This is a genomic window from Thalassolituus maritimus (genome assembly GCF_900156675.1).
Classification (GTDB): domain Bacteria; phylum Pseudomonadota; class Gammaproteobacteria; order Pseudomonadales; family Oceanobacteraceae; genus Thalassolituus; species Thalassolituus maritimus.
Genome location: NZ_FTOH01000002.1, coordinates 196,855 through 220,591 on the forward strand (window position 1 = coordinate 196,855; position 23,737 = coordinate 220,591).

Annotated in this window: 17 protein-coding genes and 1 pseudogene; 7 read left to right on the forward strand and 11 right to left on the reverse strand. The window is 53.5% G+C overall.

Going from position 1 to position 23,737, the window contains the following annotated elements; translation table 11 throughout:
* Window positions 1-30 precede the first annotated feature (30 nt).
* Genes BW941_RS03705 through BW941_RS03725 form a run of 5 tightly spaced genes read right to left on the reverse strand, consistent with a single transcriptional unit; the run spans window position 31 to window position 9,336 of the window.
* On the reverse strand, window positions 31-909 hold the full coding sequence (locus BW941_RS03705; protein ID WP_076514328.1) for a transglutaminase family protein: 879 nt from the start codon (window positions 907-909) through the stop codon (window positions 31-33).
* Window positions 909-3,443, reverse strand: a complete 2,535-nt coding sequence (locus tag BW941_RS03710; protein WP_076514329.1) for a circularly permuted type 2 ATP-grasp protein — start codon at window positions 3,441-3,443, stop codon at window positions 909-911. The genes BW941_RS03705 and BW941_RS03710 overlap by 1 nt, the downstream gene beginning before the upstream one ends.
* A gap of 42 nt (window positions 3,444-3,485) precedes the next feature.
* Complete coding sequence (locus tag BW941_RS03715) at window positions 3,486-6,920, reverse strand: transglutaminase family protein (RefSeq protein ID WP_076514330.1); 3,435 nt, start codon at window positions 6,918-6,920, stop codon at window positions 3,486-3,488.
* Window positions 6,917-7,873, reverse strand: a complete 957-nt coding sequence (locus tag BW941_RS03720; RefSeq protein WP_068436879.1) for an alpha-E domain-containing protein — start codon at window positions 7,871-7,873, stop codon at window positions 6,917-6,919. The genes BW941_RS03715 and BW941_RS03720 overlap by 4 nt, the downstream gene beginning before the upstream one ends.
* A complete protein-coding gene (locus BW941_RS03725; RefSeq protein ID WP_076514331.1) occupies window positions 7,873-9,336 on the reverse strand; it encodes a circularly permuted type 2 ATP-grasp protein in 1,464 nt (487 codons plus the stop codon). Before BW941_RS03725 ends, BW941_RS03720 begins: the two co-directional genes overlap by 1 nt.
* A 318-nt stretch (window positions 9,337-9,654) precedes the next feature.
* Between BW941_RS03725 and BW941_RS03730 the strand changes: the two genes are divergently transcribed.
* On the forward strand, window positions 9,655-12,114 hold the full coding sequence (locus BW941_RS03730; protein ID WP_076514332.1) for a putative bifunctional diguanylate cyclase/phosphodiesterase: 2,460 nt from the start codon (window positions 9,655-9,657) through the stop codon (window positions 12,112-12,114).
* A 121-nt stretch (window positions 12,115-12,235) separates the two neighbouring features.
* Complete coding sequence (gene cynS / locus BW941_RS03735; RefSeq protein WP_068436874.1) at window positions 12,236-12,676, forward strand: cyanase; 441 nt, start codon at window positions 12,236-12,238, stop codon at window positions 12,674-12,676.
* 11 nt (window positions 12,677-12,687) lie between these two features.
* Here the strand turns inward: cynS and BW941_RS03740 are convergent, their stop codons facing one another.
* The 3 genes from BW941_RS03740 to BW941_RS03750 form a co-directional block, all read right to left on the reverse strand.
* Window positions 12,688-14,136, reverse strand: coding sequence for a class I adenylate-forming enzyme family protein (locus BW941_RS03740; protein ID WP_076514333.1), 1,449 nt, complete (start codon window positions 14,134-14,136; stop codon window positions 12,688-12,690).
* A gap of 13 nt (window positions 14,137-14,149) precedes the next feature.
* A complete protein-coding gene (locus BW941_RS03745; protein WP_068436870.1) occupies window positions 14,150-14,713 on the reverse strand; it encodes a hypothetical protein in 564 nt (187 codons plus the stop codon).
* A gap of 116 nt (window positions 14,714-14,829) precedes the next feature.
* Window positions 14,830-15,690 (reverse strand): 4-helix bundle domain-containing protein, encoded by an 861-nt coding sequence (locus tag BW941_RS03750; protein ID WP_068436868.1) that lies wholly within the window; start codon window positions 15,688-15,690, stop codon window positions 14,830-14,832.
* A gap of 87 nt (window positions 15,691-15,777) precedes the next feature.
* On the opposite strand from BW941_RS03750, the gene BW941_RS03755 reads away from it, so the two are divergent.
* Window positions 15,778-16,437 carry a Fe2+-dependent dioxygenase gene (locus tag BW941_RS03755; protein ID WP_068436084.1) on the forward strand — a complete coding sequence of 220 codons (660 nt, stop codon included), beginning with the start codon at window positions 15,778-15,780 and terminating at the stop codon, window positions 16,435-16,437.
* Window positions 16,438-16,541: 104 nt separating this feature from the next.
* Here the strand turns inward: BW941_RS03755 and cadR are convergent, their stop codons facing one another.
* Window positions 16,542-16,949, reverse strand: a complete 408-nt coding sequence (cadR, locus tag BW941_RS03760; RefSeq protein WP_068436866.1) for a Cd(II)/Pb(II)-responsive transcriptional regulator — start codon at window positions 16,947-16,949, stop codon at window positions 16,542-16,544.
* A 95-nt stretch (window positions 16,950-17,044) separates the two neighbouring features.
* On the opposite strand from cadR, the gene BW941_RS03765 reads away from it, so the two are divergent.
* The 3 genes and pseudogenes from BW941_RS03765 to BW941_RS03775 all read left to right on the forward strand — a co-directional run bounded on the left by BW941_RS03765 (window position 17,045) and on the right by BW941_RS03775 (window position 19,757).
* Window positions 17,045-17,941, forward strand: a complete 897-nt coding sequence (locus BW941_RS03765; RefSeq protein ID WP_076514334.1) for a cation efflux transmembrane domain-containing protein — start codon at window positions 17,045-17,047, stop codon at window positions 17,939-17,941.
* A 3-nt stretch (window positions 17,942-17,944) separates the two neighbouring features.
* Window positions 17,945-18,457, forward strand: a complete 513-nt coding sequence (gene lspA / locus BW941_RS03770) for a signal peptidase II (RefSeq protein ID WP_003821921.1) — start codon at window positions 17,945-17,947, stop codon at window positions 18,455-18,457.
* 21 nt (window positions 18,458-18,478) lie between these two features.
* A pseudogene (locus tag BW941_RS03775) lies at window positions 18,479-19,757 on the forward strand (ISL3-like element ISPpu12 family transposase).
* A gap of 157 nt (window positions 19,758-19,914) precedes the next feature.
* On the opposite strand, the gene BW941_RS03785 reads toward BW941_RS03775, so the two are convergent.
* On the reverse strand, window positions 19,915-20,931 hold the full coding sequence (locus tag BW941_RS03785) for a Fe(3+) ABC transporter substrate-binding protein (protein WP_076514335.1): 1,017 nt from the start codon (window positions 20,929-20,931) through the stop codon (window positions 19,915-19,917).
* A 13-nt stretch (window positions 20,932-20,944) separates the two neighbouring features.
* The gene (locus BW941_RS03790) at window positions 20,945-21,991 is read right to left on the reverse strand and encodes an ABC transporter ATP-binding protein (RefSeq protein WP_068436752.1); all 1,047 of its coding nucleotides are present in this window, start codon (window positions 21,989-21,991) and stop codon (window positions 20,945-20,947) included.
* Between the two features lie 83 nt (window positions 21,992-22,074).
* Between BW941_RS03790 and BW941_RS03795 the strand changes: the two genes are divergently transcribed.
* Window positions 22,075-23,700, forward strand: coding sequence for an ABC transporter permease (locus BW941_RS03795; protein ID WP_076514336.1), 1,626 nt, complete (start codon window positions 22,075-22,077; stop codon window positions 23,698-23,700).
* Window positions 23,701-23,737: the final 37 nt, after the last annotated feature.

Here is a 23,737-nt window from a genome sequence, read left to right on the forward strand (position 1 = left end):
GGCAAATAACCGCCTGGCTGCTGGACACACTTACACTCGGCTCACATCCACAGAGACTGTCATTTCAGGCGCTGAGCCCCCACCAAAAATCACACCTTTCAGCGGCGTTACATCGTTAAAGTCACGGCCCCAGGCGGTGATGATATGTTGCTCTCCAGCAAGGCAATTGTTCGTCGGATCAAATTCTACCCAGCCCTCACCCGGCGAAAATACCGATAACCACGCATGCGTTGCATCGGCACCCACTAACTTTTCCTGACCCGGTGGCGGCAGTGTTTCGAGATACCCGGAAACGTATTTAGCAGCAAAACCCAAGGAGCGCAGACAGGCGATCTGCAGGTGAGCAAAATCCTGGCAGACCCCTTTTTTGTTCTGCATAACTTCGGACAGAGGTGTCGCAATGGTTGTCGCAAGCGGCGAATAGCTGAACTCTTCGTAGATTCTCGCCGTCAGTGCAAAGCATGCCGATAACAGAGAACGGTCGGCAGTAAAAAGATCTGCGGCGTAGTCACGGAATTCAGGCGCCGCCGCAATCATGGATGAGTCCAACTGGTATTCGCGAGCGAGCAGTACATCTTCTGATTTCGATTGCTGCATTTTGCTCAGAACTTCTGCACAGGTACTGCCGAGATCGAGATTAGTGTCTGCGATCTGAGGGCGGGTTTCTACCTGACTGGTAGCAGTGATCGTCAGGGCTTTGTGGGGCCGCTGAATTTCAAACTGAAACACCTGATTGCCGAAATAATCTTCCCGGCGCTGCTCCATGGCCAGTTCCGGGGTGACTTCTATCTTGCTGCTGATGCAGGTCTGACGCTGAGTCGTGCGCGGGATCATCTGTGCCAGGTTATAGCAATGAGAGACCCGGCTGGCGTATTTGTAGGCGGTAATATGTTTAATCAGATACTTCATTACAGCCCCTCCCAGCGAGCATCGACCAGCTGTTGCGAGTCTTCTCTGTGATCAAAGTAGCGATCGCCGATCATATCGCTGATGTCCATCAGGGCGTTATCCAGGGTCTGCATCTCTTCGATCAGCACTTTACGCTCACCTTCCGTACTTGCAGACAATTCAGAGAGCGTAAACAAACGCACGCGCGTACTGCATTCGATCAGTGCTTTTTCAGCGGGCGGCAGCTCATGCAGATACCCGGCATGACTTGGAAGCTTACGTAGCTGTCGCAGTATATTGCCGAGCTGATACATCACCGAACGTGGGTTATCCGTATCCAGCAGCACCAGGTCCAGGCCGCTGCGCAGATCCGGGCGAGCCCCGTAGCGACGACGGTAGGTAATCAATCCCTCAAGCGTAAGCAGCAATGCTTCAGCAACGCGGGATTGCTCTGGTTCCATCATCTCAGGACCAAGCAAGGTGCCTGCGAGCCGCCCGGTCTGCATGGCTCGTTCGATTCGACGGCCCAATTCCATAAAGCGCCAACCGTAACCGCGGGTCATGCTCTCGTGAGTCAGGCCCGCCAAGGCCATTAATGCTGTGACCAGAGGGTCGAGTACTTCATCAGGGCTAAGGTAGGCATCCTGCTCATCGCCATCCAGCAGCGGGATGGCATCGCGGATATCGTTGATCACCCGGTAGGTATCAGACGACAGCAGCTCTTTGGCTTCATCGGCACAGAAAAGCATGCTGTTGAGGGTATTCGCAATCGACTGCGGCGCTTCTCCACGACGCAGAGCTTCAATCATTGCTTCATCGCTTTCCGGCGTTTTCATAGGCGCAATAGTCGCCAACTCAGTCACGGCCTTCAGTAACGTCAGGCGCAGATCTGACGACAGAGGATCTTCACCGTTGAGCATGGAATACGCAGTACGGAGCAATCGCAGACAGGCTTCTGCACGCTCAGCGTAGCGCCCCATCCAGAACAGGTTCTCAAGCACGCGGCTAGGTAGGTTGGTCGCTTCACTTTCCCGCGCAGGCGCAACATCTTCGTGCTGATTGGTAACGATGCGCTCGGGCTCGGAAGCTACAACCCAGGTATCTTTGCTGGTTGCTCCCGCCTGACCAGAGATCAGCAGTGCATCTTCTTTCAGGCCAACCCGGGTCAAGCCGCCCGGCATCACACTGTATGAGCCGGTACCCGCAACCGTGAAGGCGCGGAGTATCGCGGGCCGCGGTGCCAGTACTTCATTCTGAAGAGTCGGTAAGAAACTGGATTCCAGCACCGGTTGGCCAACATAGCGCTGGGGATCGCTTTTAATCAGGGCAGCCATTTCAGCCAGCTCGTCAGCGCTGGCTTTGGGCCCGAAGAAGCTGAGCTCACCGGGCTTGCGATACGTGGGTTTCACCACCAGCTTCGCCAGGTTATCTAATACGTAAGCAAGATCAGAAGCATCGCCACACCACCAGGTCTGCACACTGCTCAGGCGCGGTTCACGCCCCAGTAAGGCGCGACCAATATCAGGAAGGTACTTAAGCAATGCCGGGCTCTCAAGAATGCCAGAACCCAGTGAGTTAGCAACGACCAGATTCCCAGCCCGCACCACCTGCAGCAGGCCGGGCACTCCCAGACGGGAGTCTCCGCGAAGCTCAACCGGGTCACAGAACCAGTCGTCTACGCGACGCATGAGTACATCGACCCGGCTCAGTCCGTCGAGCGATTTCATCCAGAGAAATCCACCACGAACGACTAGGTCATCACTCTGAACCAGATAAAACCCGAGGTAATTCGCCAGATAGGCGTGTTCAAAATAGGTTTCATTACGAGGGCCAGGGGTCAACACCGCGATACGAGGCGAGGGCCTGTGAGGGCACAGGCTCTGCATTTTGCTACGCAACTGGCGGAAGTAGCCGGCCAGGCGATGAACGTGACTGTCGCGGAATAAGCTCGGCAAGACACGCGACATCACCGTACGATTTTCGAGTGCGTAACCTGCGCCACTCGGGCTCTGAGTTCTGTCCGCAAGCACCATCATTTTACCGTCTGGGCCACGGGCCATATCAGCAGCGTGAATAATGAGATCATGCTCACCGGGCATACGCAGCCCCTGACAGGCGCGTAGAAAACCACGATTAGCATAGATAACTTCTGGCGGTATCACTCCGGTCCGGATCAACTGGCGCGGGCCGTAGATATCGCGCAATAAGAGGTTCAGTAACTCTGCACGCTCAACCAGCCCACTTTCAATGGCGGCCCAGTCATCGCTGCTGATGATATTCGGGATAAGATCGAGCCCCCAGGTACGGGAGTCGTTCAGCTTGTCGCGAAAATTATCGGTGTAGATGTTGTACGTTGCACCATCATCACGCAGCAGGCGGCGAGCCTTCGCTTGCCGGTCATTAAGAATACTGCCCGGCATACCCGCCAGACTCTCCATGACATAATTCCAGTGTGGAAGCATGTTACCGGTGGCATCGTAGACAGCATCACCGCTGCGTTGCAGCGGTGGATACAGGTCTTCAACGGTCGGCGTGATGGCTGACTCATCAGTCATATTGGCTATCTCAGGTTATCTGGCCGCAATTATGGCAGATTCTCAGCGTTTAGGCTGAGTTCTGAGATCCAGCGTCAGAGGATATTCATCATACGACTCTTCTGCCGGAGCACTCATCGGCCTGACATCTGTATGCGCAGTAAATTCACGTATGGCATCGATCTCAGGACGAGGCGTGTAAGGCCCCTGCGTATGATCTGTGGTCGTAAATCGATTACCCCGCCGGGACTCGGCTTCAGCAGCATTCACTGGGAATACGTCATAGCTGCGCCCTCCCGGATGAGACACATGATAGGTCGCTCCACCCACCGAGCGTCCGTTCCAGGTATCGATCAGATCGAAATGCAGGGGAACGTGAACATCAATGGTCGGATGCAATGCCGATGGCGGCGCCCAGGCCTTATAACGTACACCCGCCACGAATTCACCATGCTTGCCGGTGGCCCGCAGAGGCACCTTGCGACCATTACAGGCCAGAATGTAGCGGCTGCCTGTCATCCCGGTGACGCGAACCTGCAAACGCTCTACAGAGGAATCGACATAACGCGCAGTACCAAAACTGGACACCTCTTCACCGAGTACATTCCACGGCTCAATAGCCCAGCTCAGCTCAAGTGACATATCCCCAAGGTTCACTGTACCGTAGTGTGGGAAGCGGAATTCACGGAAAGGCAATAACCATTCGGCCCTGAAATCCAGACCATGCTCCTGAAGATCCGCTGCCACATCTTTAATGTCCTGCCAGATATAGTGCGGCAACATGAACTGGTCGTGTAGACGAGTGCCCCAACGCTCAAGCTTCTGCTTATAGGGCTTCCGCCAGAACCGAACAACCAGAGCACGAAGCAGAAGCGCCTGAACCAGTGCCATACGGCTATGCGGCGGCATTTCAAATCCACGGAATTCGAGAATACCCAGTCGCCCGGACGGACTGCCTGGAGCGAACAGTTTATCGATACAGAATTCAGCCCGGTGCGTGTTGCCCGTCATATCAATCAGCAGATTGCGTAACAGGCGATCAACTAACCAGGGCTGCGCGACGTCACCGTCAGGCATCTGCTGAAAGGCAATTTCCAATTCATACAGAGCTTCATCCCGACCCTCATCGACTCGTGGGGCCTGACTGGTCGGGCCAATGAAGGCGCCAGAAAACAGATACGACAGTGAAGGGTGGTTCTGCCAGAAGGTAACGAAGCTACGCAGGAGGTCAGGCCGTCGCAGGAACGGGCTGTCGGAAGGTGTCGCTCCACCTAAGGTAATATGATTGCCACCACCGGTTCCCGTGTGACGACCATCCAGCATGAATTTCTCAGTACTCAGGCGGCTTTCTTTGGCAGCCTGATATAACTCAGTCATGTTGCTGACCATGTCGGACCAGTTGTCTGACGGGTGAATATTCACCTCGATCACGCCGGGATCAGGAGTCACCAACAGCTTTTGCATGCGGTGATCTTTGGGAGGTTCGTACCCCTCAATAATGACAGGCAGGTCCAGCTCCATTGCCGTCCGCTCAATCAATGCCAGCAGATTCACATAGCTTTCGAGATACGGCAGCGGCGGCAGAAACAGGTGTAACTTACCGTCGCGGGCTTCAATACCCAGTGCCGTACGCACCAGATTTTTCCAGCGATAATCGTCTTTCTTCTCAGCAGGCTCAGTCTTCTCGTGACCCTCAACCTTCTTCTGAGCACTCTGTTTTTGCACAGGGGGCGTCAATGATGTCGGCGAAAGAGGTTGCGACTGAGCCACCGGGCGGCTGTTACGCGCCAAAGCTTCTTTTACTGCGGCATCGGCGGTTTCCAGAGGTTCGGCTTCGCGGTGCGGGTCAGCCTCCTGAATCAGAGGATCTTCTTCCGCAGGTGGCAGACTCTCCAGCGGCAGACGAAGCCCCATCGGCGAATCGCCCGGGATCAGAGTCAGACGCCCGCGGCGGAACTGCCACTCGCTGGACTGCCAGCAATGTCCGTAGAAATTCCACTCAAGCGGCAGTACGTACCCGGTCGGGGTGTCCAACCCCTGCTCTAACACCCGTGCCAGTCGACGGCGCTCAAGGCTGTCTTTGCTGCTGGCAATCCGGCTATCGATATTCTCCGGTAAATTCTGCTCCTGCAGCAGATAGTGCAGGCCGTCTTCATACGCGGGCTGAGCACAGCGCTGCGGAACGTTCAGCAACTCTGCAAGCCGGCGAGCAAATGCCCGTGCGTCTTCCTCGGTGTGACCGTAATTTTTATCTACGCGGGCAAGCAGGTCTTTGTCCTGCCATAAAGGTTCGCCGTCGGTACGCCAGAATAAACCTAACGCCCAGCGCGGTACTTCTTCTCCCGGATACCACTTGCCCTGGCCATAATGCAGCAGGCCTTTCGGTGCAAAGTGGTCTCGCAGACGGAGCAACAGGGTTTTCGCTAATGCCAGTTTGTCTTTGCCCAGCGCTTCGGTATTCCACTGCGCGGACTCCATGTCATCGACAGAAACAAACGTAGGCTCGCCGCCCATTGTCAGGCGGACGTCTTCATCTTTCAGAATACGATCAACTTTCTCACCCAAGGCCAGAGCGTCTTCCCATTCAGACTCGGTATACGGCTTGGTCACCCGCGGGTCTTCATGGAAACGAGTGACTTCGTTTGAGAAAGTAAACTCGACTTCACACTCATCAGTGAAGCCAGAAATAGGAGCAGCAGAGCTCGGCTCTGGCGTGCAGGCAAGGGGGATATGCCCCTCGGATGCAAACAGCCCAGAGGTCGGGTCGAGCCCCACCCATCCAGCACCCGGCAGATAGACTTCGCACCAGGCATGCAGGTCGGTGAAGTCAGCTTCAGGGCCAGAAGGACCGTCGAGAGATTTCTCATCGGATTTGAGCTGAACCAGATAGCCAGACGCAAAACGGGCGGCCAGCCCCAGGTGACGCAGTAACTGCACCATCAACCAGGCAGAATCCCGGCAAGAACCTTTGCCTTTTTCCAGTGTTTCTTCCGGCGTCTGAACGCCCGGTTCCATGCGCACCAGATAATCGATGTCCTGCTGCAATCGCATATTGATATCGACAAGAAAATCGATGGTACGCTTTTTCTCACGCGGAATACTTTCCAGCATCGTGGTGAACATTTCACCTTCGGTGGTGCAATGCAGGTAGGGTTCCAGCTCTTTCTTCAGGCTCTTTCCGTATTTGAACGGAAATTCCTCAGCGTACTCTTCAATAAAAAAGTCGAACGGGTTGATCACCGTCATATCGGCGATTACTTCAACCTCTACTGATAAGCAGCGACTTTTTTCGGGAAAAACGAGTCGCGCCTGAAAGTTTCCGTACGGGTCCTGCTGCCAGTTAATAAAGTGCTCTTCCGGCTCTATTTTCAGACTGTATGAGCGGATAGGTGTGCGGCAGTGAGGTGCCGGACGCAAACGCACCACGTGCGGAGATAACGATACCGGGCGATCAAAGTCATACCGGGTTTTATGATTAAGCGCGACTGTAATTGTCATTGGGCCACCGCCAGTTGCTCCTGATCATTCAGGAACCAGGTACGACTGATAGAAAAATGAAGATACTGCAATGAGATCTGCAGATCGTTCAGGGCTTCCCGCATTTCAGGGCCGGGAGCGCTATCCTCAGCACGGTCTGTGACAGTCTTATGAAGCTTGCGGATATCCGCGATAATTTTTTCGGCACGCGGCAACGCCTTCACACCCTGAATCATGTCGTTGAGACAATACTCAACAGAACGCGGGAAACGCGGATCTGTTAACAGAAAACTGCACACCAGAGGTGCTTTGACAGAACTGCGCATCGCCCGGCGATACGGCTGATCGGCACTCAAAGAACGCAGGACATTGCCCCAGATAATCTGCTGACTATTGACAGCAAAATCATCGTCTTCGATCTGCATAATGGCCGCAGTCGCAGCATCCAGATTCCGGGTAGTCATATCGGCACGTTCAAGATTCTGACCAAGCTTCAGCATTTCCCAGGCGCTGTCGCGCGGCATATTGACCTGCCACAGACCAATAATCTGCTGACAGGCGCTGATGACATTGCCAAGAAACTCATGACGGTCGCGACGATTAATTCCCTGCTGGAGGTGGTCCTGAACATATTGGCTCAGCTCATTCACCAACTCCCAGGTATCCGCCGGGATAACATCGCGCGTGGTACGGATGTTTTCACGAATGGCTTTGAGCGAGGTCACAATAGAACTGGGGTTCGTGTCGTCGCCGACCAGAAACTTCACCACGTTACGCTCATCCTGCACCGAATAACGCTCGTTGAAATCCTGTTCAAGACTGTTAATTACAATCAGGTTATACCAACCCAGATTAACCTGACGCGGCAGGTCGAAAAGCAGGGTGTCGTAAATACTCAACATACGGGCTGTGCTTTCTACCCGTTCAAGATAGCGGGCGGCCCAGTAAACCCGTTCAGCAACTTTCGATAACATCAGGCTTTCCCCGCAGACGTATCAACAATCCAGGTATCTTTACTGCCACCACCTTGCGATGAATTAACTACCAGAGAGCCTTTTTTCATCGCTACCCGCGTCAGTCCGCCAGTCGTTACGTAACTTGATTCACCCTGAAGGATGAAGGGTCTCAGGTCGAGGTGACGGGGCTCGACTTTACTACGCCCGACAAGTGTTGGCGCTGTTGATAACGCCAACGTTGGCTGAGCAATATAATTTCGCGGATTGGCTTTAATCAGCTCAGCAAATTGCTCTCGTTCTTTTTTAGTACTGTGCGGGCCTACCAGCATGCCGTAACCGCCAGACTCGTTGGCTGGTTTTACGACCAGTTTATCGAGGTTATCCAGCACGTATTCGCGCTGCTTGTCGTCGTAGCAGAGGTAAGTTTCGACATTCGGAATCAAAGGCTCTTCGCTCAGATAATAACGAATGATATCTGGTACGTACGCATACACGACTTTATCATCGGCGACGCCTGCACCCGGCGCATTTGCCAGAGCAACTTTGCCCTTGCGCCATGCACGCATCAGTCCGGGAACCCCCAGTACCGATTCGGGATGAAACACTTCAGGGTCGAGGAACATGTCATCGATGCGACGATAAATAACGTCGACCCGCTCCAGACCAGAGATTGTTTTCATATAGACGCAGTCATCTTTACCGACGACGAGGTCGCTACCCTCGACCAACTCAGCCCCCATGCGTTGAGCCAGGAAGGCATGTTCAAAGTACGCCGAATTAAAAATGCCGGGAGTCAGAACCACGACCACCGGGCTGGAGCTCTGACGTGGCGACAAAGAAGCCAGCATATTAAAGAGAGCTTCTGGATAATCACCAACCGGCGCGATACTGACTTTTTCAAACACCTCAGGCAGAACCCGCTTCATAATGGAACGGTTCTCGAGCATGTAAGAAACGCCGGAAGGCACCCGCAGGTTGTCCTCAAGTACATAAAACTGGCCGTCACCATCGCGGACAAGATCGGTACCACAGATGTGCGCCCAGACCCCAAAGCGCGGATTAACGCCCTCACACTCAGGTCGATAGTTCTTCGACTGCTTCAGTACAAACTCAGGAATGACGCCGTCTTTAATGATCTTCTGTTCATGGTACAGATCATCAATAAACATATTCAGCGCCTTCAGACGCTGACGCAGACCCGCCGCTGTTTTCTCCCACTGCTGGGCCGATATGATCCGGGGCACAATATCAAATGGCCAGGCGCGGTCGATGTTCTCACCCTCACTGTAAACGGTGAAAGAAACCCCCATATCTTTGATGGTGGACTCAGCGGCCAGCTTACGTGACTGTATTTCTTCTTCTGTCAGGCTATTCAGATAATTGGCGAGTTGCCGGGCGGGGACTCTAGGGTTTCCGGGCGAGCTGATCAGCTCATCGTAGAAACCCTCCTGTAATTCGTAGTGCTTCCAATTTATCGACATGCAGAACCGTTCCACGGTGATTCTCGAGTTTTATGCACCTATTCAGGCACTTCATCACCTCTACAGCAATAGACGAACCGGCCGGCCAACACATTGTCCACATTGGCACCACCAGGCTAATAGAGGCCACTCCATGCGTACCCCGGGCAACCCGCTACAGCACTGCTACACTGAATGTCAGTATTAACAAACCGCTATCAGGGAGGCACGCGCGATCGTGCACCATGCAGTGAGTATTCTGCGACAACCACATAAGCAACAGACTGCAGTGTTCGATTTTGGGGCACAGAACCCCCAAAAGCCCAGCAGGGGGTCAGAGTGACGCCTCGGAGATCGCTTGCCCAGCTGTTACTGAACTGGTCCCTGCTGATGCTAGGGCTGATTACCTGTGGGCTTGGCTATCTGTTACTGCAGCTCCAACTGGAACAGTTTTCGAGCAACTGGGAACGACGTATCAGCTTCGAGCTGGAAAGTATCGCCAAAAACGTGGAGTACCACGTCAGCCAAAGCAGTAGCCATGTTGTCGAGAACCAGATCCGGGAGAGTATCGACGATCCATCACTACGTTATCTTGCCGTTCTCTCTGAGGCTGGTGATCGGGTTATCTTCTCAAGTAATGCCGGCGACCGGCTCCACAACACCAAATACCGATTGAGCAGTCATTCGCTGAATACCGGTGTACAGCAACCTCAGATTGAGCGCTATAAATCCGAATTCTATGCCTTGTTTCCCGTCAGCCTCAAATATCCGGCATCGCCAGATTCAGTGGCCAGTACAGCCGATCAGGCCGTAAAGAACGATGTCCGCGGGTGGGTATTTGCGCATTATGATGCACACAACGATTACGACTCCATGCTGCGCTCTCTGGCCAGGAAAACAATTCTGGTTGCCTTGCTCGTGATTATTTTTCTGGTCGTTCAGAGCCAGATACTTCGCAAATATATTCTGATACCGGTCCAACATCTGGTTCAGCTAACAAGCTCAATCAAGCAGGGTAAGTACGCCAGTATTCCCGAGAGCCGCAGCGCAACCGAGATTGCACAACTGGAAGAGGCATTTAACGACCTCAGCGAACACCTGGATGAAACAACCAGCCGGATTGCCCACCAGCAGGCGCTGAACGATGCTTTCACTGCAGGTTTTCCGGATATCGGCTTACTCGTGACCGCCACTGGGGTAATCAACGGACGCTTTGGCAACCCAGACGGACGAATTCAGCGCCTCAATGAAGATCTCACAGGCACGCCTTTTACCGCCTGGCTCAACCTGTCAGCAACCCGAAAAATAGAGGAAGCCCGCAATCAGGCGCTGGATAAGAAAGAACTTGTGATTACTGAGTTCAATCATGATGACCTCTATCTCGAATCGCGGATGATCCCGCTTGAAGAACACGCAAACATGCAGGACGCTCTGATCTGGCTGATTCGTGATATTTCAGAAGTAAAACGTAAGCAGGAGCTCATTGAGTACCAGGCTAACTACGATCCGCTTACCGAGCTGGCGAATCGAAGAATGGCACTGCAGGAGCTGGAGAAGAAAATCGCCTGGTCAGAAGACGATAAGACCTGCGGTAGCGTACTCTTCATCGATCTTGATCACTTCAAAAATATCAACGACTCATTAGGGCACCCGATCGGTGATCGCCTGCTGATCGAAGCGTCACACCGGCTAAAGGCCACCGTAAACGAAGGGGACCTGATCGCTCGCCTGGGGGGCGATGAATTTCTGATTATTCCTGATGAAGTTTTCAGCGCACCTGAGCTTGCCGAAGAAAGCGCGGTTGAGCTGGGTACCGCAGTACTGGATGCTATCCGTAAGCCATTCTGTATCGATATCAATAAATTCCACATGACTGCCAGTATCGGTATTTCAATTTTCCCATCGACGGACTGCGGGGCAAACGATCTGATACGCCAGGCGGATACAGCTATGTACTGGGCGAAACATCAGGGTCGCTCACAACTCTGCCTGTACAACCACAGAATGCAGGAAGAGACTCGCGAACGACTGCACCTGTTTAATGATCTCTATCAGGCCATCCGCGATAACGGCTTCACTCTGGTGTACCAGCCGCAGCACAACGCCGAAGGTGACGTCACCGGAGCGGAAGCACTGTGTCGCTGGGTTAACAATGGTCACTCCGTTTATCCCGATGTATTCATTGCCGCCGCTGAAGAAACGAATCTGATTCTGCCGCTGGGAGATTGGGTTCTTACCCATGCCTGCCAGACATTACGCCAGTGGATCAGAAATAAATCCTTGCCGCCAAGCTTCAGACGTCTGGCAGTAAATATCAGTCCCGCCCAGTTCATGGACCCGGACTTCGAAGCCAAGCTCGATAAAACCATGAAGAGTTGTGACATCGACAGCAGCGTACTGGAGCTGGAGCTGACTGAAAGCCTGTTTATGGGCGATAAAGATCTCATCCGTGACAAGATGCAACGCCTTAGCAACAAGGGCTACACCTTTGCACTGGATGACTTTGGCACAGGCTATTCGTCTCTCAGCTACTTGCAGAAACTTCCGATCGATAAACTCAAGATCGACCGGGCCTTCGTGATGGACATCAATCCGGATAATGAACCCGCCAGTATTGTTGACGCGATTATCCAGCTTGGACAGAACCTGAATATGGATATTATCGCCGAAGGTGTCGAGACCGATCAGCAACAGGTCTATTTAAAAGATCATGGTTGCCGCAGTTATCAGGGCTATTTGTTCAGCCGCCCACTGCGCGAAGATATGTTCGTCAGCTACATACACAAACGCCCAGTCTGATATCTGGCACCAGAGTTGCTCCTCCCCCCTTAGCTCCCGAAAACGGGATCTTAATCAATGATTTTGCACCGAAAAGGCTCACGAGGAGCCCGCGTGCTTTCTGAACAGACAGGGGATAACGATGGATAAGGCAACAATGACTGAGGCGATTATCGCCCGTAAAATTGAGAAAGAGCTGACATGGGAGCAGATGGGTTCTGACCTGGGAATGTCTCCCGTCTGGTTAACCTCTGCCTGTCTGGGTATGAACAGCGCCCCTGCAGAAAAAGCGGCAGCCATCGCTGAATACCTCGGTTTTGATCAAAGTATGGCCACCGCGCTGGAAGCCTACCCGACCAAGATATGGGACCAGGCTGTCCCTACCGACCCTCTGATTTACCGACTCTACGAAATTGTTGGCGTGTACGGTGACACACTGAAAGAAGTGATTCAGGAGAAGTTTGGCGATGGCATTATGAGTGCGATCGACTTCTCGATGGAAGTCGACAAGATTGAGGACCCGAAAGGTGATCGGGTCCTTCTTACCCTCAATGGTAAATTTCTACCATACAAGAGCTGGTAACGGCACTCTTGCTAGCTGCCTGAGCCGCGCAGTACAGCGCTCAGGTTGCGACTCAGTTCCTGTCGTTTAACTTTGCCCATCGCATTACGCGGGATTTCTTTGAGCTGGAAATACTCCGTCGGGACGAGAGTCGCATCAAGCCGCGCCTTCAGAAACTCTGCAATCTCTGACACCGGAATAGTGCTCTCAGCGGTATAAGCCAGCGCAAGCTTCTCCGAGTTATCTGCACGTTCAACCTGACATGCTGCAACATCAGTCAGAGTCGGCATCTGCTCTGCCACTGTCTCGATATCGACCGGATTAATCTTAACGCCACCGAGGTTCACAACCTCCGACTCACGCCCGGTAAGGCAGAGAGCTCCATCACGGAATACACCCCGGTCCCCCGGATAGAACCACCCATCACGGAACTCATTGTTATCCGGGCTACCTTTCATGTAACCGCTTACCATCCCCGAACTGCGTATCCGAACAATACCTTCGGTTCCATCAGGTACCGGGCTGCCCTGATCGTCAATGACTTCCGCTGACGCGCCCGGCTGAACAATCGCTGTTTTCCAGACCAGTTCCGGCCTGGTCACCTGAACCATGCCAACCGCACCGACTTCGGTAGAGCCATAAACATTGAAGATACGCGCCTGAGGACATACCTGTTTAATTCGGCGGATCATCCCCGGTGACAAAGCACTACCCGCCAGACGAATCTCGCGGACACCATTCAGGTCAGCGGCTGACAGCGCATTTGAGTTCACAAGGCGGAAAAGTGCCGTAGAGGAACTTAATATAGAGGTGACATAAAAAGTACGGATCGCTTTGGCAAACGCTTCGGCGCTCGCAGGCAGGAGCACTACCTTGCCCGCCTGTATTGTCTGCAATGACCCCATGAAGCCACCAATGCTGGAGTGCCCCATCAGATTGAGATCATGCCCCGTCGCACTTCCCCAGACCAGATGATTACGATAGAGACGCTGCTCTATCATTGCCGGCGTCAGCCCTACTGCTTTCGGCTTTCCGGTGGTGCCACTGGTCAGAATAATGCGACAGATATCCTCCGCAGAGGAATAGTCCTGCATCGGCTCCAGCCCCGGCATGTTACGAGCTTCATTAAACCACTCCTGACTCAGGGCAATATTGCGGATTCCGGCTATTTCACTCTCAGGCTGCAACGATATAACAAAATCAAATCCAGGCTGCTCTGGAATCTCAGCGCCCTGAATCCCAAGACAACTGACCGCGGCACGATGAAACAGCGCCATAGTTGCAATAAATGCCAGATTCTCCGGGAGCAGCAGATACACGCGATGACCAGAGCCAATTCCGGCCCCCGCCAACTTTTCTGATACCTGCACAACGGTTTTATGCAGTTGTGCATAATTCAGTGTCGACTGACCATCATAAAACGCCGGATAATCAGGAGTTACCATGGCCCGGAAGGCTAAAGGTTCAAATGGGTTATGCATGTAACTACTCTGTTTAAAAAAGCTGCTGTATACCGAAGGATACACTGGTGATAGTGGCATTGGCAGCACTGACCGACTCGCCCGGCTCGTCATCAGGCGCGTCCCACCTCAGATAGCGATAACGGAAGGTAGCGACAAGTTCTGTCGTCTGAGTCAGGTTACCCACCACCGCAAGACCAGCGTTCAGACTGCGCGCGCCATTGTCAGCACCTTCCTCGTCCAGTACCGACGTCTCACCATAGTATCTGTGATAGCCGACCCCAAGGATTAAATAGGGCCGCAATCGTGAGGCGGGGGCTCCATCCAGAGCATAGGGTAACCAGACATCGCCATCGAGGCCGACAATATTCGCACCTTCCCGATCGGCTCTCATGCGCGTCCAACTGATTTCAAATCGCGCATTCATAGGCCCGGTACCACCGACCGTTAACCTCGGATAAGTGGACGACCACGCACCGGTATCAAGAAGATTCTGATCAATTGTCGCCGTTTCATAGGCAGCCCCAAGATGCCAGGACCCATTGCCTGAATAGTCGGCAGCATGAGAGGGCGTGCTGACTAATAGCACACCTGCCACGGCGGAACACACCAATCTAATTATAGAAATGCCACTCATGCTGTCATGGTATCAAACAAGCAAAAAAAAGGTGGAGCCATGCTCCACCTTCTTTTTAAAACGGCAGGATCAGTCTGTTACAGGCCGAGTGCCAGCAGTTCAATCTGCGCCGCAGCACCGTACAGAGCACCCGCTTCTGTTTTCAGGGTCTCTGGTGGAATCAGACCAGGCCAGTGCGGCTTAACATCGGCGAGAATGGCAAGAGTAGCTGCTTTCGCGTCGGTTACCGCTGACTCATCGGACTCAATGCCTTCAACCAAGTCGGTGGCAATCGTAGTGAAACCAAATGCGTCCTGATACTCGTGTGCATTTTCCATTTTGCCGTCCACCACTGCGATAGCGTACTCATCCGCCGCAGTACGCAGAAGCTGTACAACCAGCTTCAGTTTCTCTGCCGGTGTCGCACTGGTTTCAGAAACGGCCATAGCGTTGGTGTCGATAGCGGCAAGCAGGGTATCCAGCGCAGTCTGTACAGCTTCTACACCTTTTTCCTCATTAACCGCATCGGATACGGCAGTCAGCTCTTTCGCGAAGCCAGCGGTACCACGTGCTTCTAAAGCAGGAACCAGATCAGCGTACAACTCGCTTTCTGGGTGCTTCATGTGTGTTTTAGCGTGCTCGATATGGCCAGCCTTGTAGAGCTCGGCGCCGACATACAGGTGACCCTTAATCAGGCTGAGGTGAGTCAGATAAGCAAGATCATCAGACGTCAGCTCTGTTGCTGCTGCGCCTTCGCCCTCACCTTCACCGGCAGAGATCACTTCGCCTTCACCCTCGCCTTCACCAGCAAGTGCAACGGCATCAACGGAGGTCTCAATCGGCGCAACCGCCGCTTCGCCTTCGTTTTCTTCTTCGGTACAAGCACTCAAGCTCATGCCTGCTGCGCCGGCCAGGCCGATCACACTGATGCTTTTCCACAGTTTGTTGCGCTTACCCATTACTCAGGTCTCCTGAAAATTCGTTTTGCGGATACATCTTTATGCTACTATCAATAGCATATACGATCAGTTCTCATTTTCGATACCATGACAATTCTCGTAGATAATCTGTTGGATGTCCACTCTGTAACTGCGGTTCTGAACAGCCTCAGCGACGACCTGTTTGTGGATGGTAAAAAAACAGCAGGCAAGACTGCCCGCGCCGTAAAAAAGAACCTTCAGGCCGACCCTAAGTCGCCCAAAATCATTGCGGCAACAAAGCTCGTTGAACAAGCGCTGCGTAAGCATCCGATGGTCACCAACTCGGCGTTTCCAGATAAACTCAGCAACATCATTATCAGTCGCTATGATGAGGGCATGACTTACGGTTCTCATGTCGACAACGCGTTTATTCACGCAACCAGAACGGATTTGTCGTTCACCTTGTTTCTGTCCGACCCTGATACCTACGATGGCGGCGAACTGATCCTGCAGAAGCACGATGGGGACGACGTGATTAAATTGCCCCAAGGGTCGGTTTACATTTATCCGACTCGCGAACTGCACTATGTCGCCCCCGTCACCCGCGGCGTCCGATACGCAGCCGTTGGTTGGATTCAGAGCCAGGTTCGCTCTGAAGAGCATCGCGGCACGCTGTTTGATCTGTACCTGGCGCTGCAACAGATGGCAGACACGGAAGAAAATAGACAGGCGCGGCTGCATATTTTAAAAGCCAGAAGCAACCTGATGAGAATGTGGGCTGAATAATGTGAACTGAATAAAGCGGGTAAGCGGATTAAATGGTTGATCTTACCTTTGCATGAGAGTGAGACAGACCGGCATCTCATCGGATTATCTGGTTGATGCTTCACCTACTGCTGGTGTATGTTTCCTTCGCTAATTCCAGCAAGAACCCCACACGCCTCAACTTCCCGGTCATCGTTGCAACTCGCTCTCAGTGAAACGAGTTGTTTCTCAAGCGCTTGCAGAGCGGTTATCTGCGACCGCACATGAGAGATGTGATCATCGAGCAAGGTGTTGACGGCGGTACAAGGCTGATGAGGGTCGTCCTGATAGCTCTGTAGTTCGTGAATCTCAGCCAGTGACAGGCCCAGGATTCTGCAGCGACGGATGAAGGCCAGCCCCTCACCATGCTTCTCGGTATAGACACGGTAACCGTTGTCCTGCCGATCAGGCGGCGGCAACAAGCCCTGCTGTTCATAGAAGCGGATCGTCTGTGTTTCGACCCCTACCAACTGCGCCAACTGACCAATGCGCATCAGCCTCCTCCCCAACGGATTCTTTACTCTATTGACCTTATAGTAGCTTTATAGTTTTAAATGGTACCACAACATTGTTCAAGTGGAGTCGTATCATGAGCAAACCCTGTGGTGGCGCCTGTGGCGGTGATGCAACGTCCGCAGCGGATACCGATATACAGGCCTCCTCCGAGGCGCCAGGGAGATGGGTCAGTGTTTATGCCGTGCCGAAGATGGACTGTCCATCAGAAGAACGAATGATTCGCCTAGCCCTGAACGGCTTTGAGGAGATTCGGGCGCTGTCCTTCGACTTGTCGAACCGCCGGCTGAAGGTCGTGCATGACGGCGAGGTCGAGCCCGTCACCTCGAAACTGAAGACCTTGGGGCTAGGCGCCTCGCTTCAGGAAACCGTCGCTGCAAATCCGGAGACCATCAAGGCCGCCGAGTTTTCGGCAGCTTCTGCTAAGCAAGAATCCGGGACCCTGCGCTGGTTGCTCGGCATCAATGCACTTCTGTTCGTGGTGGAAATGACTGCCGGTCTGATCGCCCGGTCCACCGGCCTGATTGGAGAATCCCTGGACAATTTTGCCGATGCGGCGGTGTACGGGCTTGCCCTTTATGCGGTTGGACATAGCGTGAAAATGCAGGTACGTGCCGCGCATCTTGCTGGTGTACTGCAACTGATCTTGGCTGTGGGCGTGCTCGTAGAGGTGGTGAGACGCTTTGTATTCGGTAGTGAGCCTGAATCGCTGGTGATGATGGCTATCGCATTCGTCGCATTGATTGCCAATACCAGTTGTCTGCTGCTCATATCCAAACATCGGGAAGGCGGGGCGCACATGAAGGCAAGCTGGATATTCTCGGCCAACGACGTGGTGATCAACCTGGGGGTCATCACCGCCGGCGCCCTGGTCGCGTGGACCGGTTCCAATTATCCGGATCTGATTATCGGCACCATCGCGGGGGGCATTGTACTTAACGGTGCCAGACGCATTTTGGCGTTGAAGGGTTAAATAATGCTCATTATTGGCAAAAAGCTCTCGCCGTATGCCCTACTGTCCATATCGGGCCTGCTAGCAGCGTCTGATCAGGCTGTAAAGTGGCTGGTGCAGCAATCAATGGCCTATGGCGAGTATGTTTCGGTGACCCCGTTCTTTAACTGGGTGCACCTATGGAACACCGGTGCCGCATTCAGTCTTTTTGCGAATGGTGGAGGCTGGCAGCGCTACTTTTTTATCGGAATCGCGGTAGTGGTCTCGATTTTTCTGATCAAACTGATCCTTGAAAATCGTCATAAAGGAGAAGCCATCGCTTACAGTCTTATCCTCGGTGGCGCCATGGGCAACCTGATTGACCGGGTCTTTCGCGGCTATGTTGTGGATTCCTTTGATTTCTATTGGCGAGACTGGCATTGGCCGGCCTTCAACCTGGCTGATATTGCAATTGTCCTCGGTGCCTTACTTTTCGTTTCCAGCAGCTTGTTGGGTAAAAAAGCAAACACCAATGCCGAGTCGGATGGATCTGACTGACACCTACGCCTATACAACACCATGACCGAACTTCCCGACAACATCCTTCACCTGCCGCAATACCAAGTACTGGGCTGCAAATCAACCGACGACGAAATGCACTTCCAGGTGGACGTGCCCGATCCCATCGCCTGCGAGGAATGCGGCGTGCAGGGTGAGTTCGTACGGTTCGGCAAGCGTGACGTTCCCTATCGTGATCTGCCCATCCACGGCAAGCGGGTCACTCTCTGGGTGGTCCGCCGCCGATACACCTGCCGGGCCTGCAAGACAACATTCAGGCCCCAGCTACCGGAGATGGTGGACGGATTCCGTATGACACTGCGGCTGCATGAGTACGTGGAGAAGGAATCCTTCAACCACCCCTACACCTTTGTGGCGGCACAGACCGGCCTGGACGAGAAGACGGTGCGCGACATCTTCAACGCCCGCGCCGAGTTCCTGGGGCGCTGGCACCGCTTCGAGACGCCCCGCATCCTGGGCATTGACGAGCTATACCTGAACAAGCGCTACCGCTGCATTCTGACCAACATTGAGGAGCGAACCCTGCTCGACCTGCTGGCCACCCGCCGCCAGGACGTGGTGACCAACTACCTGATGAAGCTGAAAGACCGGCAGAAGGTCGAGATCGTCAGCATGGACATGTGGAACCCCTACCGGGCAGCGGTCAAGGCTGTGCTGCCCCAGGCCCGTATCGTGGTCGATAAGTTCCATGTGGTGCGCATGGCCAACGATGCCCTAGAGAGAGTGCGCAAGGGCCTCAGGAAGGAGCTGAAACCGTCCCAGAGCCGGACTCCGGAAAATCCTGCTGAAACGCGCTCACGAAGTCTCAGACCGGGAGCGCCTCATCATGGAGACCTGGACAGGCGCGTTCCCGCAACTGCTGGCCGCCTACGAGCACAAGGAGCGCTTCTACGGCATCTGGGACGCCACCACACGGCTCCAGGCAGAAGCCGCCCTGGACGAGTGGATAGCCACCATCCCGAAGGGCCAAAAGGAAGTCTGGAGCGATCTGGTCAGGGCAGTGGGAAACTGGCGCGAAGAGACCATGACCTACTTCGAGACGGACATGCCCGTCACCAACGCTTACACGGAGTCCATCAACCGACTGGCCAAGGACAAGAACCGTGAAGGGCGCGGTTACTCCTTCGAGGTGATGCGGGCACGAATGCTCTACACCACGAAGCACAAGAAGAAGGCACCGACTGCGAAGGTCTCTCCTTTCTACAAGAAAACCATCGGTTACGGACTGCCGGACTTCGCAGAGGAACTCAACTACGGAGTCGATCTATCAACCATCTGAGGGTGGTATCAGATTGATGGGGTGAAGGTGCCCCATCAACCATTAAATCCGTATACCCAATAAAGCAAAGACAGCAATAACAGTCACAACGAAAAAGGGCGCTCATTGAGCGCCCTTTGACTGGCTGATCTTGCGATCAGTTTTCCTGTGCCGGTGGTCAGTTCCAACCCACGCGGTCAAAGATTTTAACTGCCGTCACCTGATGCTCGCCCAAGGCGCTTGCATTAATGGTGTCTTCTTTGAAGTCTCCCATCGCCTCAAGTACGGAGTCTGTTTCCGCGCCCTCAACCACAGAATATTCGTGGTTTGCTTCGACAAAATACTTCTGTGCCTCAGGCTCCGTCAGGTACTCTAGAAATGCAATTGCATTAGCACGGTTAGGTGCATGCTTTAATACACCCGCACCACTGATGTTAACGTGTGCTCCGTATCCGCCTTCTTCCTGATTCGGGAACAATACACCCACCGCTTTCACGCTTTCATCGCCTTCAGCCTGCAAACGCGCAACATAATAGGTATTTACGATACTGATCCGACACTCACCCGACGCCACTGCACGAATATTAGAAACGTCATTGCCTTGTGGTTTCTTCAGCAGGTTACCCATCACCCCTTGTGCCCACGCCTCTGCGGCTTCTTCACCATCGTGTTCAACCAATGATGCCAGCAATGAAATATTGTAAATGTTAGATGATGAACGAACGCAGATCTGCTTGCTGAACTTTGGGTCAGCCATATCTTCATAGGAATTCAGGCCTTCAGGCAGACCGCGCTCTTTGTTGTAAATAATAATTCGCGCACGCTTCGACAAGCCGTACCACAAGCCATCCGGATGACGGAGGTGAGCGGGAATACGAGCATCCAGCACGTCTGATTCTACCGGACTGAAAATGCCACGCTGCTCCGCGCGAAATAGGCGCCCCGCATCGACCGTTACCAGAATATCGGCTGGAGAGTATTTGCCTTCGTTAACGATTCGTTCAATCAGAGTATCACTTGGTGCTTCGATCAGATTGACCTTCACGCCTGTGCGCTTTTCGAAGTTTTCATACAAAGCGATGTCTGTGTCGTAGTGACGCGCGCTGTAAATATTCACCACGTCAGCAGCAAACACAGGTAGGCTCAGTGCTACAGCCATCGTGCTGGCTAGCAGTTTTCTGCTAAAAGAAATCATACGTTCTCCAGATTTATTTAAATAGAAAGACGCCGGTCTGGTTCGCGATCAAATCCACGCGATCCCCCAGCTGATACTGACTCACATCATCGATCAGTACTCTCAATGGCTCAGTTGCAGATGGCGTATTGTTGTTAGTAAGAAAAGCCAGCCAATCGTGGCCAATATATCTGAGACCGGAAATAACGACGTCCGACTTTTCATTTTTTTTCAAACTTAATCCTTTTGGCCTGACCACAAGGGTGTGTGCGTCGCGATAGCTACTCAATCGCTCAGCCTCTGCCTGAATTCTGCCGAACGCAGTATCAAACCCATGTTCATCTGCTGCAGTAATAGCCAGTCGTTGAGACCCGCCGAACAGTGTCGCCACGGCCACGGTCGCGGGTGACTCAAACACTTCTTGCGGAGTCCCGACCTGCGCAATCACACCCTGATCGAGCACGGCAATGCTGTCTGCCATTTCCATTGCTTCGTCAGGATCATGAGTAACCAGAATGGCCGTCGTACCTTTTTCTTTGATAGTACGGCGAGCCGCTTCCCGTAATGTCCGGCGCAGCGTGATGTCGATACTCGCGTAGGGTTCGTCCATCAGCAGAATTTTTGGTTCCGGTGCCAATGAACGCACCAGTGCAATTCGCTGTTGCTGTCCACCAGACAATTGATGCGGATAGCGCTGTCCATATTCGTCCAAGCCAACCAGCTCGAGAAGCTCTTTCACTTTTTCCTGCTGCTCGCGTCGGCTCAGATCCCGAATACCGAAGGCAATGTTTTCTGCCACTGTCATATTCGGAAACAGTGCATTCTCCTGAAACATCAGCCCCACCGGGCGAGCTTCCGGGGGCGGGTGCAGACCATCATTCGCCAGCACTTCATTATCCACGTGGATCTCACCACGCTGAACTTTCTCCAACCCAGCGGCAAGGCGGAGCAGGGTGCTTTTGCCACCGCCCGATGGCCCCAATAAACAAGTAATCTGACCAGGCTCGACGGCAAAATCCAGCTCGTGAAGTACGGGAGTAGCACCGTAACTGTGGCTTATCTGAGAAAAAACTAACGGCATACAGGCGGGCTCGAATAACAGGTGTCACATATGCGAATGGTTCTTTATACTACACCAACCTCACGCGTAATATTAGAGCCGGCATGCAAAACCAACAGACGCAATGGCGTTGGCTAATCAGCAGTTTTCTTATTTCTGTTTTTACGCTTGTTCCCGTTATTGTCATTCTGACCTCCCTGTTCGCTCCAACGACATCAACATGGTCACATATCAGCAGTAGCGTTCTGCCCGGATACGTAGGTAACACTCTGCTCCTGATGGTTCAGGTCGCGCTCTATACCACTGTAATTGGCGTGGGAACGGCGTGGCTCACCGCTGCAACCGAGTTCCCCGGACGTCGAATTCTGACCTGGGCGTTAATGCTGCCACTCGCCGCCCCTGCTTATATCGTCGCCTATGTTTATACCGATCTGCTGGATTACAGTGGCCCGGTGCAGACCCTGATCAGAAGCCTGACTGGCTTGTATGCTGGTGAGTATTACTTTCCTGAAATACGCTCGTTGAGTGGTGCGGCCTTCATTATCAGTCTGGTGCTGTACCCCTATGTGTACCTACTGGTTCGTGTGGCCTTTATCCAACGCTCGGCGACACTTTATGATGCAGCGCGCACCTTGGGGGCCAGTCCGTTTTATGCATTCTGGCGCATCGCCTTACCAGCAGCCCGACCCGCCTTAGTGGGTGGCCTAGCATTGGTCTTGATGGAAACGCTGGCGGATTACGGCACGGTTGATTACTTCGCCGTACCCACCTTCTCGACGGGCATATTCCGAACCTGGTTTTCAATGGGGGATAAGGCTGCGGCACTGAAGTTAGCGGCGGTCATGTTCAGCTTTGTTGTTCTGCTCATCGTGATCGAAAAGTACAACCGGCGCCCGTCTCAGGCTCAAGCCATCGCCCGCGACGGTAACCTTCAGCGCACCCAGCTGACAGGCCTAGTAGCAGCAGGCGCGACATTACTGTGCGTTCTGCCTGTCGTATTGGGCAGCTTGATCCCTGGTGGCACCCTCGCGTATTTCGCACTGACCACAGGTGATCCACTGCTAGGACATGGCTTTACCGGGTTTATCGGCAATAGCCTGCAAGTGGCTTTGTCAGCGACACTGGCCGCTGTCATCATCGCGCTTGTCCTGACGTACGCTAAGCGTCTGACTGACAGCAAAGCCGTGAACCTTTCTATCCAACTATCAACACTGGGTTATGCGCTACCCGGTGCCTTGCTGGCAGTAGGCTTGTTCGCCCCGGTATCGCAATTCGATCGCGCCATCGCTACCTTCTTTGACGAGCAGTTTGATATTCAGACTGGGCTACTACTGACCGGTACGGTTGCCATCGTTGTATATGCTTATGTCGTGCGCTTTCTCACCGTGGCGTTCAACTCGACCAACAGTGGCATGGAAGCTATTCCTCCGATATACGATCAAGCCGCTCGCAGCCTGGGAGCGACTCCATGGCGCGTATTGAAAAGTATCCACCTGCCATTGATGAGCCGCTCAATACTGGCAGCGGGCATCCTTGTCTTCGTCGACAGTATGCGCGAGCTACCCGCTACCTTGCTGTTGCGCCCGTTCGATTTTGAAACGCTGGCGACCCGCGTCTATAAGCTGGCCAGCGATGAGCGCATCGCCGAGGCCTCCACCGCATCTTTACTCATTGTCGTTATCGGCCTCGTGCCTGTCCTGCTGCTCAACAAGCTATCCGATAAGCGCTGACGAGACTGCCGTTCTGATAGCCGAGTCTCGTCCTGAT

Coding starts and splice junctions, on each gene's coding strand:
- BW941_RS03705 (WP_076514328.1), bottom strand. CDS start 909: ATGAAGTATCTGATTAAACATATTACCGCCTACAAATACGCCAGCCGG.
- BW941_RS03710 (WP_076514329.1), bottom strand. CDS start 3,443: ATGACTGATGAGTCAGCCATCACGCCGACCGTTGAAGACCTGTATCCA.
- BW941_RS03715 (WP_076514330.1), bottom strand. CDS start 6,920: ATGACAATTACAGTCGCGCTTAATCATAAAACCCGGTATGACTTTGAT.
- BW941_RS03720 (WP_068436879.1), bottom strand. CDS start 7,873: ATGTTATCGAAAGTTGCTGAACGGGTTTACTGGGCCGCCCGCTATCTT.
- BW941_RS03725 (WP_076514331.1), bottom strand. CDS start 9,336: ATGTCGATAAATTGGAAGCACTACGAATTACAGGAGGGTTTCTACGAT.
- cynS (WP_068436874.1), top strand. CDS start 12,236: ATGGATAAGGCAACAATGACTGAGGCGATTATCGCCCGTAAAATTGAG.
- BW941_RS03740 (WP_076514333.1), bottom strand. CDS start 14,136: ATGCATAACCCATTTGAACCTTTAGCCTTCCGGGCCATGGTAACTCCT.
- BW941_RS03750 (WP_068436868.1), bottom strand. CDS start 15,690: ATGGGTAAGCGCAACAAACTGTGGAAAAGCATCAGTGTGATCGGCCTG.
- BW941_RS03755 (WP_068436084.1), top strand. CDS start 15,778: ATGACAATTCTCGTAGATAATCTGTTGGATGTCCACTCTGTAACTGCG.
- cadR (WP_068436866.1), bottom strand. CDS start 16,949: ATGCGCATTGGTCAGTTGGCGCAGTTGGTAGGGGTCGAAACACAGACG.
- BW941_RS03765 (WP_076514334.1), top strand. CDS start 17,045: ATGAGCAAACCCTGTGGTGGCGCCTGTGGCGGTGATGCAACGTCCGCA.
- lspA (WP_003821921.1), top strand. CDS start 17,945: ATGCTCATTATTGGCAAAAAGCTCTCGCCGTATGCCCTACTGTCCATA.
- BW941_RS03785 (WP_076514335.1), bottom strand. CDS start 20,931: ATGATTTCTTTTAGCAGAAAACTGCTAGCCAGCACGATGGCTGTAGCA.
- BW941_RS03790 (WP_068436752.1), bottom strand. CDS start 21,991: ATGCCGTTAGTTTTTTCTCAGATAAGCCACAGTTACGGTGCTACTCCC.
- BW941_RS03795 (WP_076514336.1), top strand. CDS start 22,075: ATGCAAAACCAACAGACGCAATGGCGTTGGCTAATCAGCAGTTTTCTT.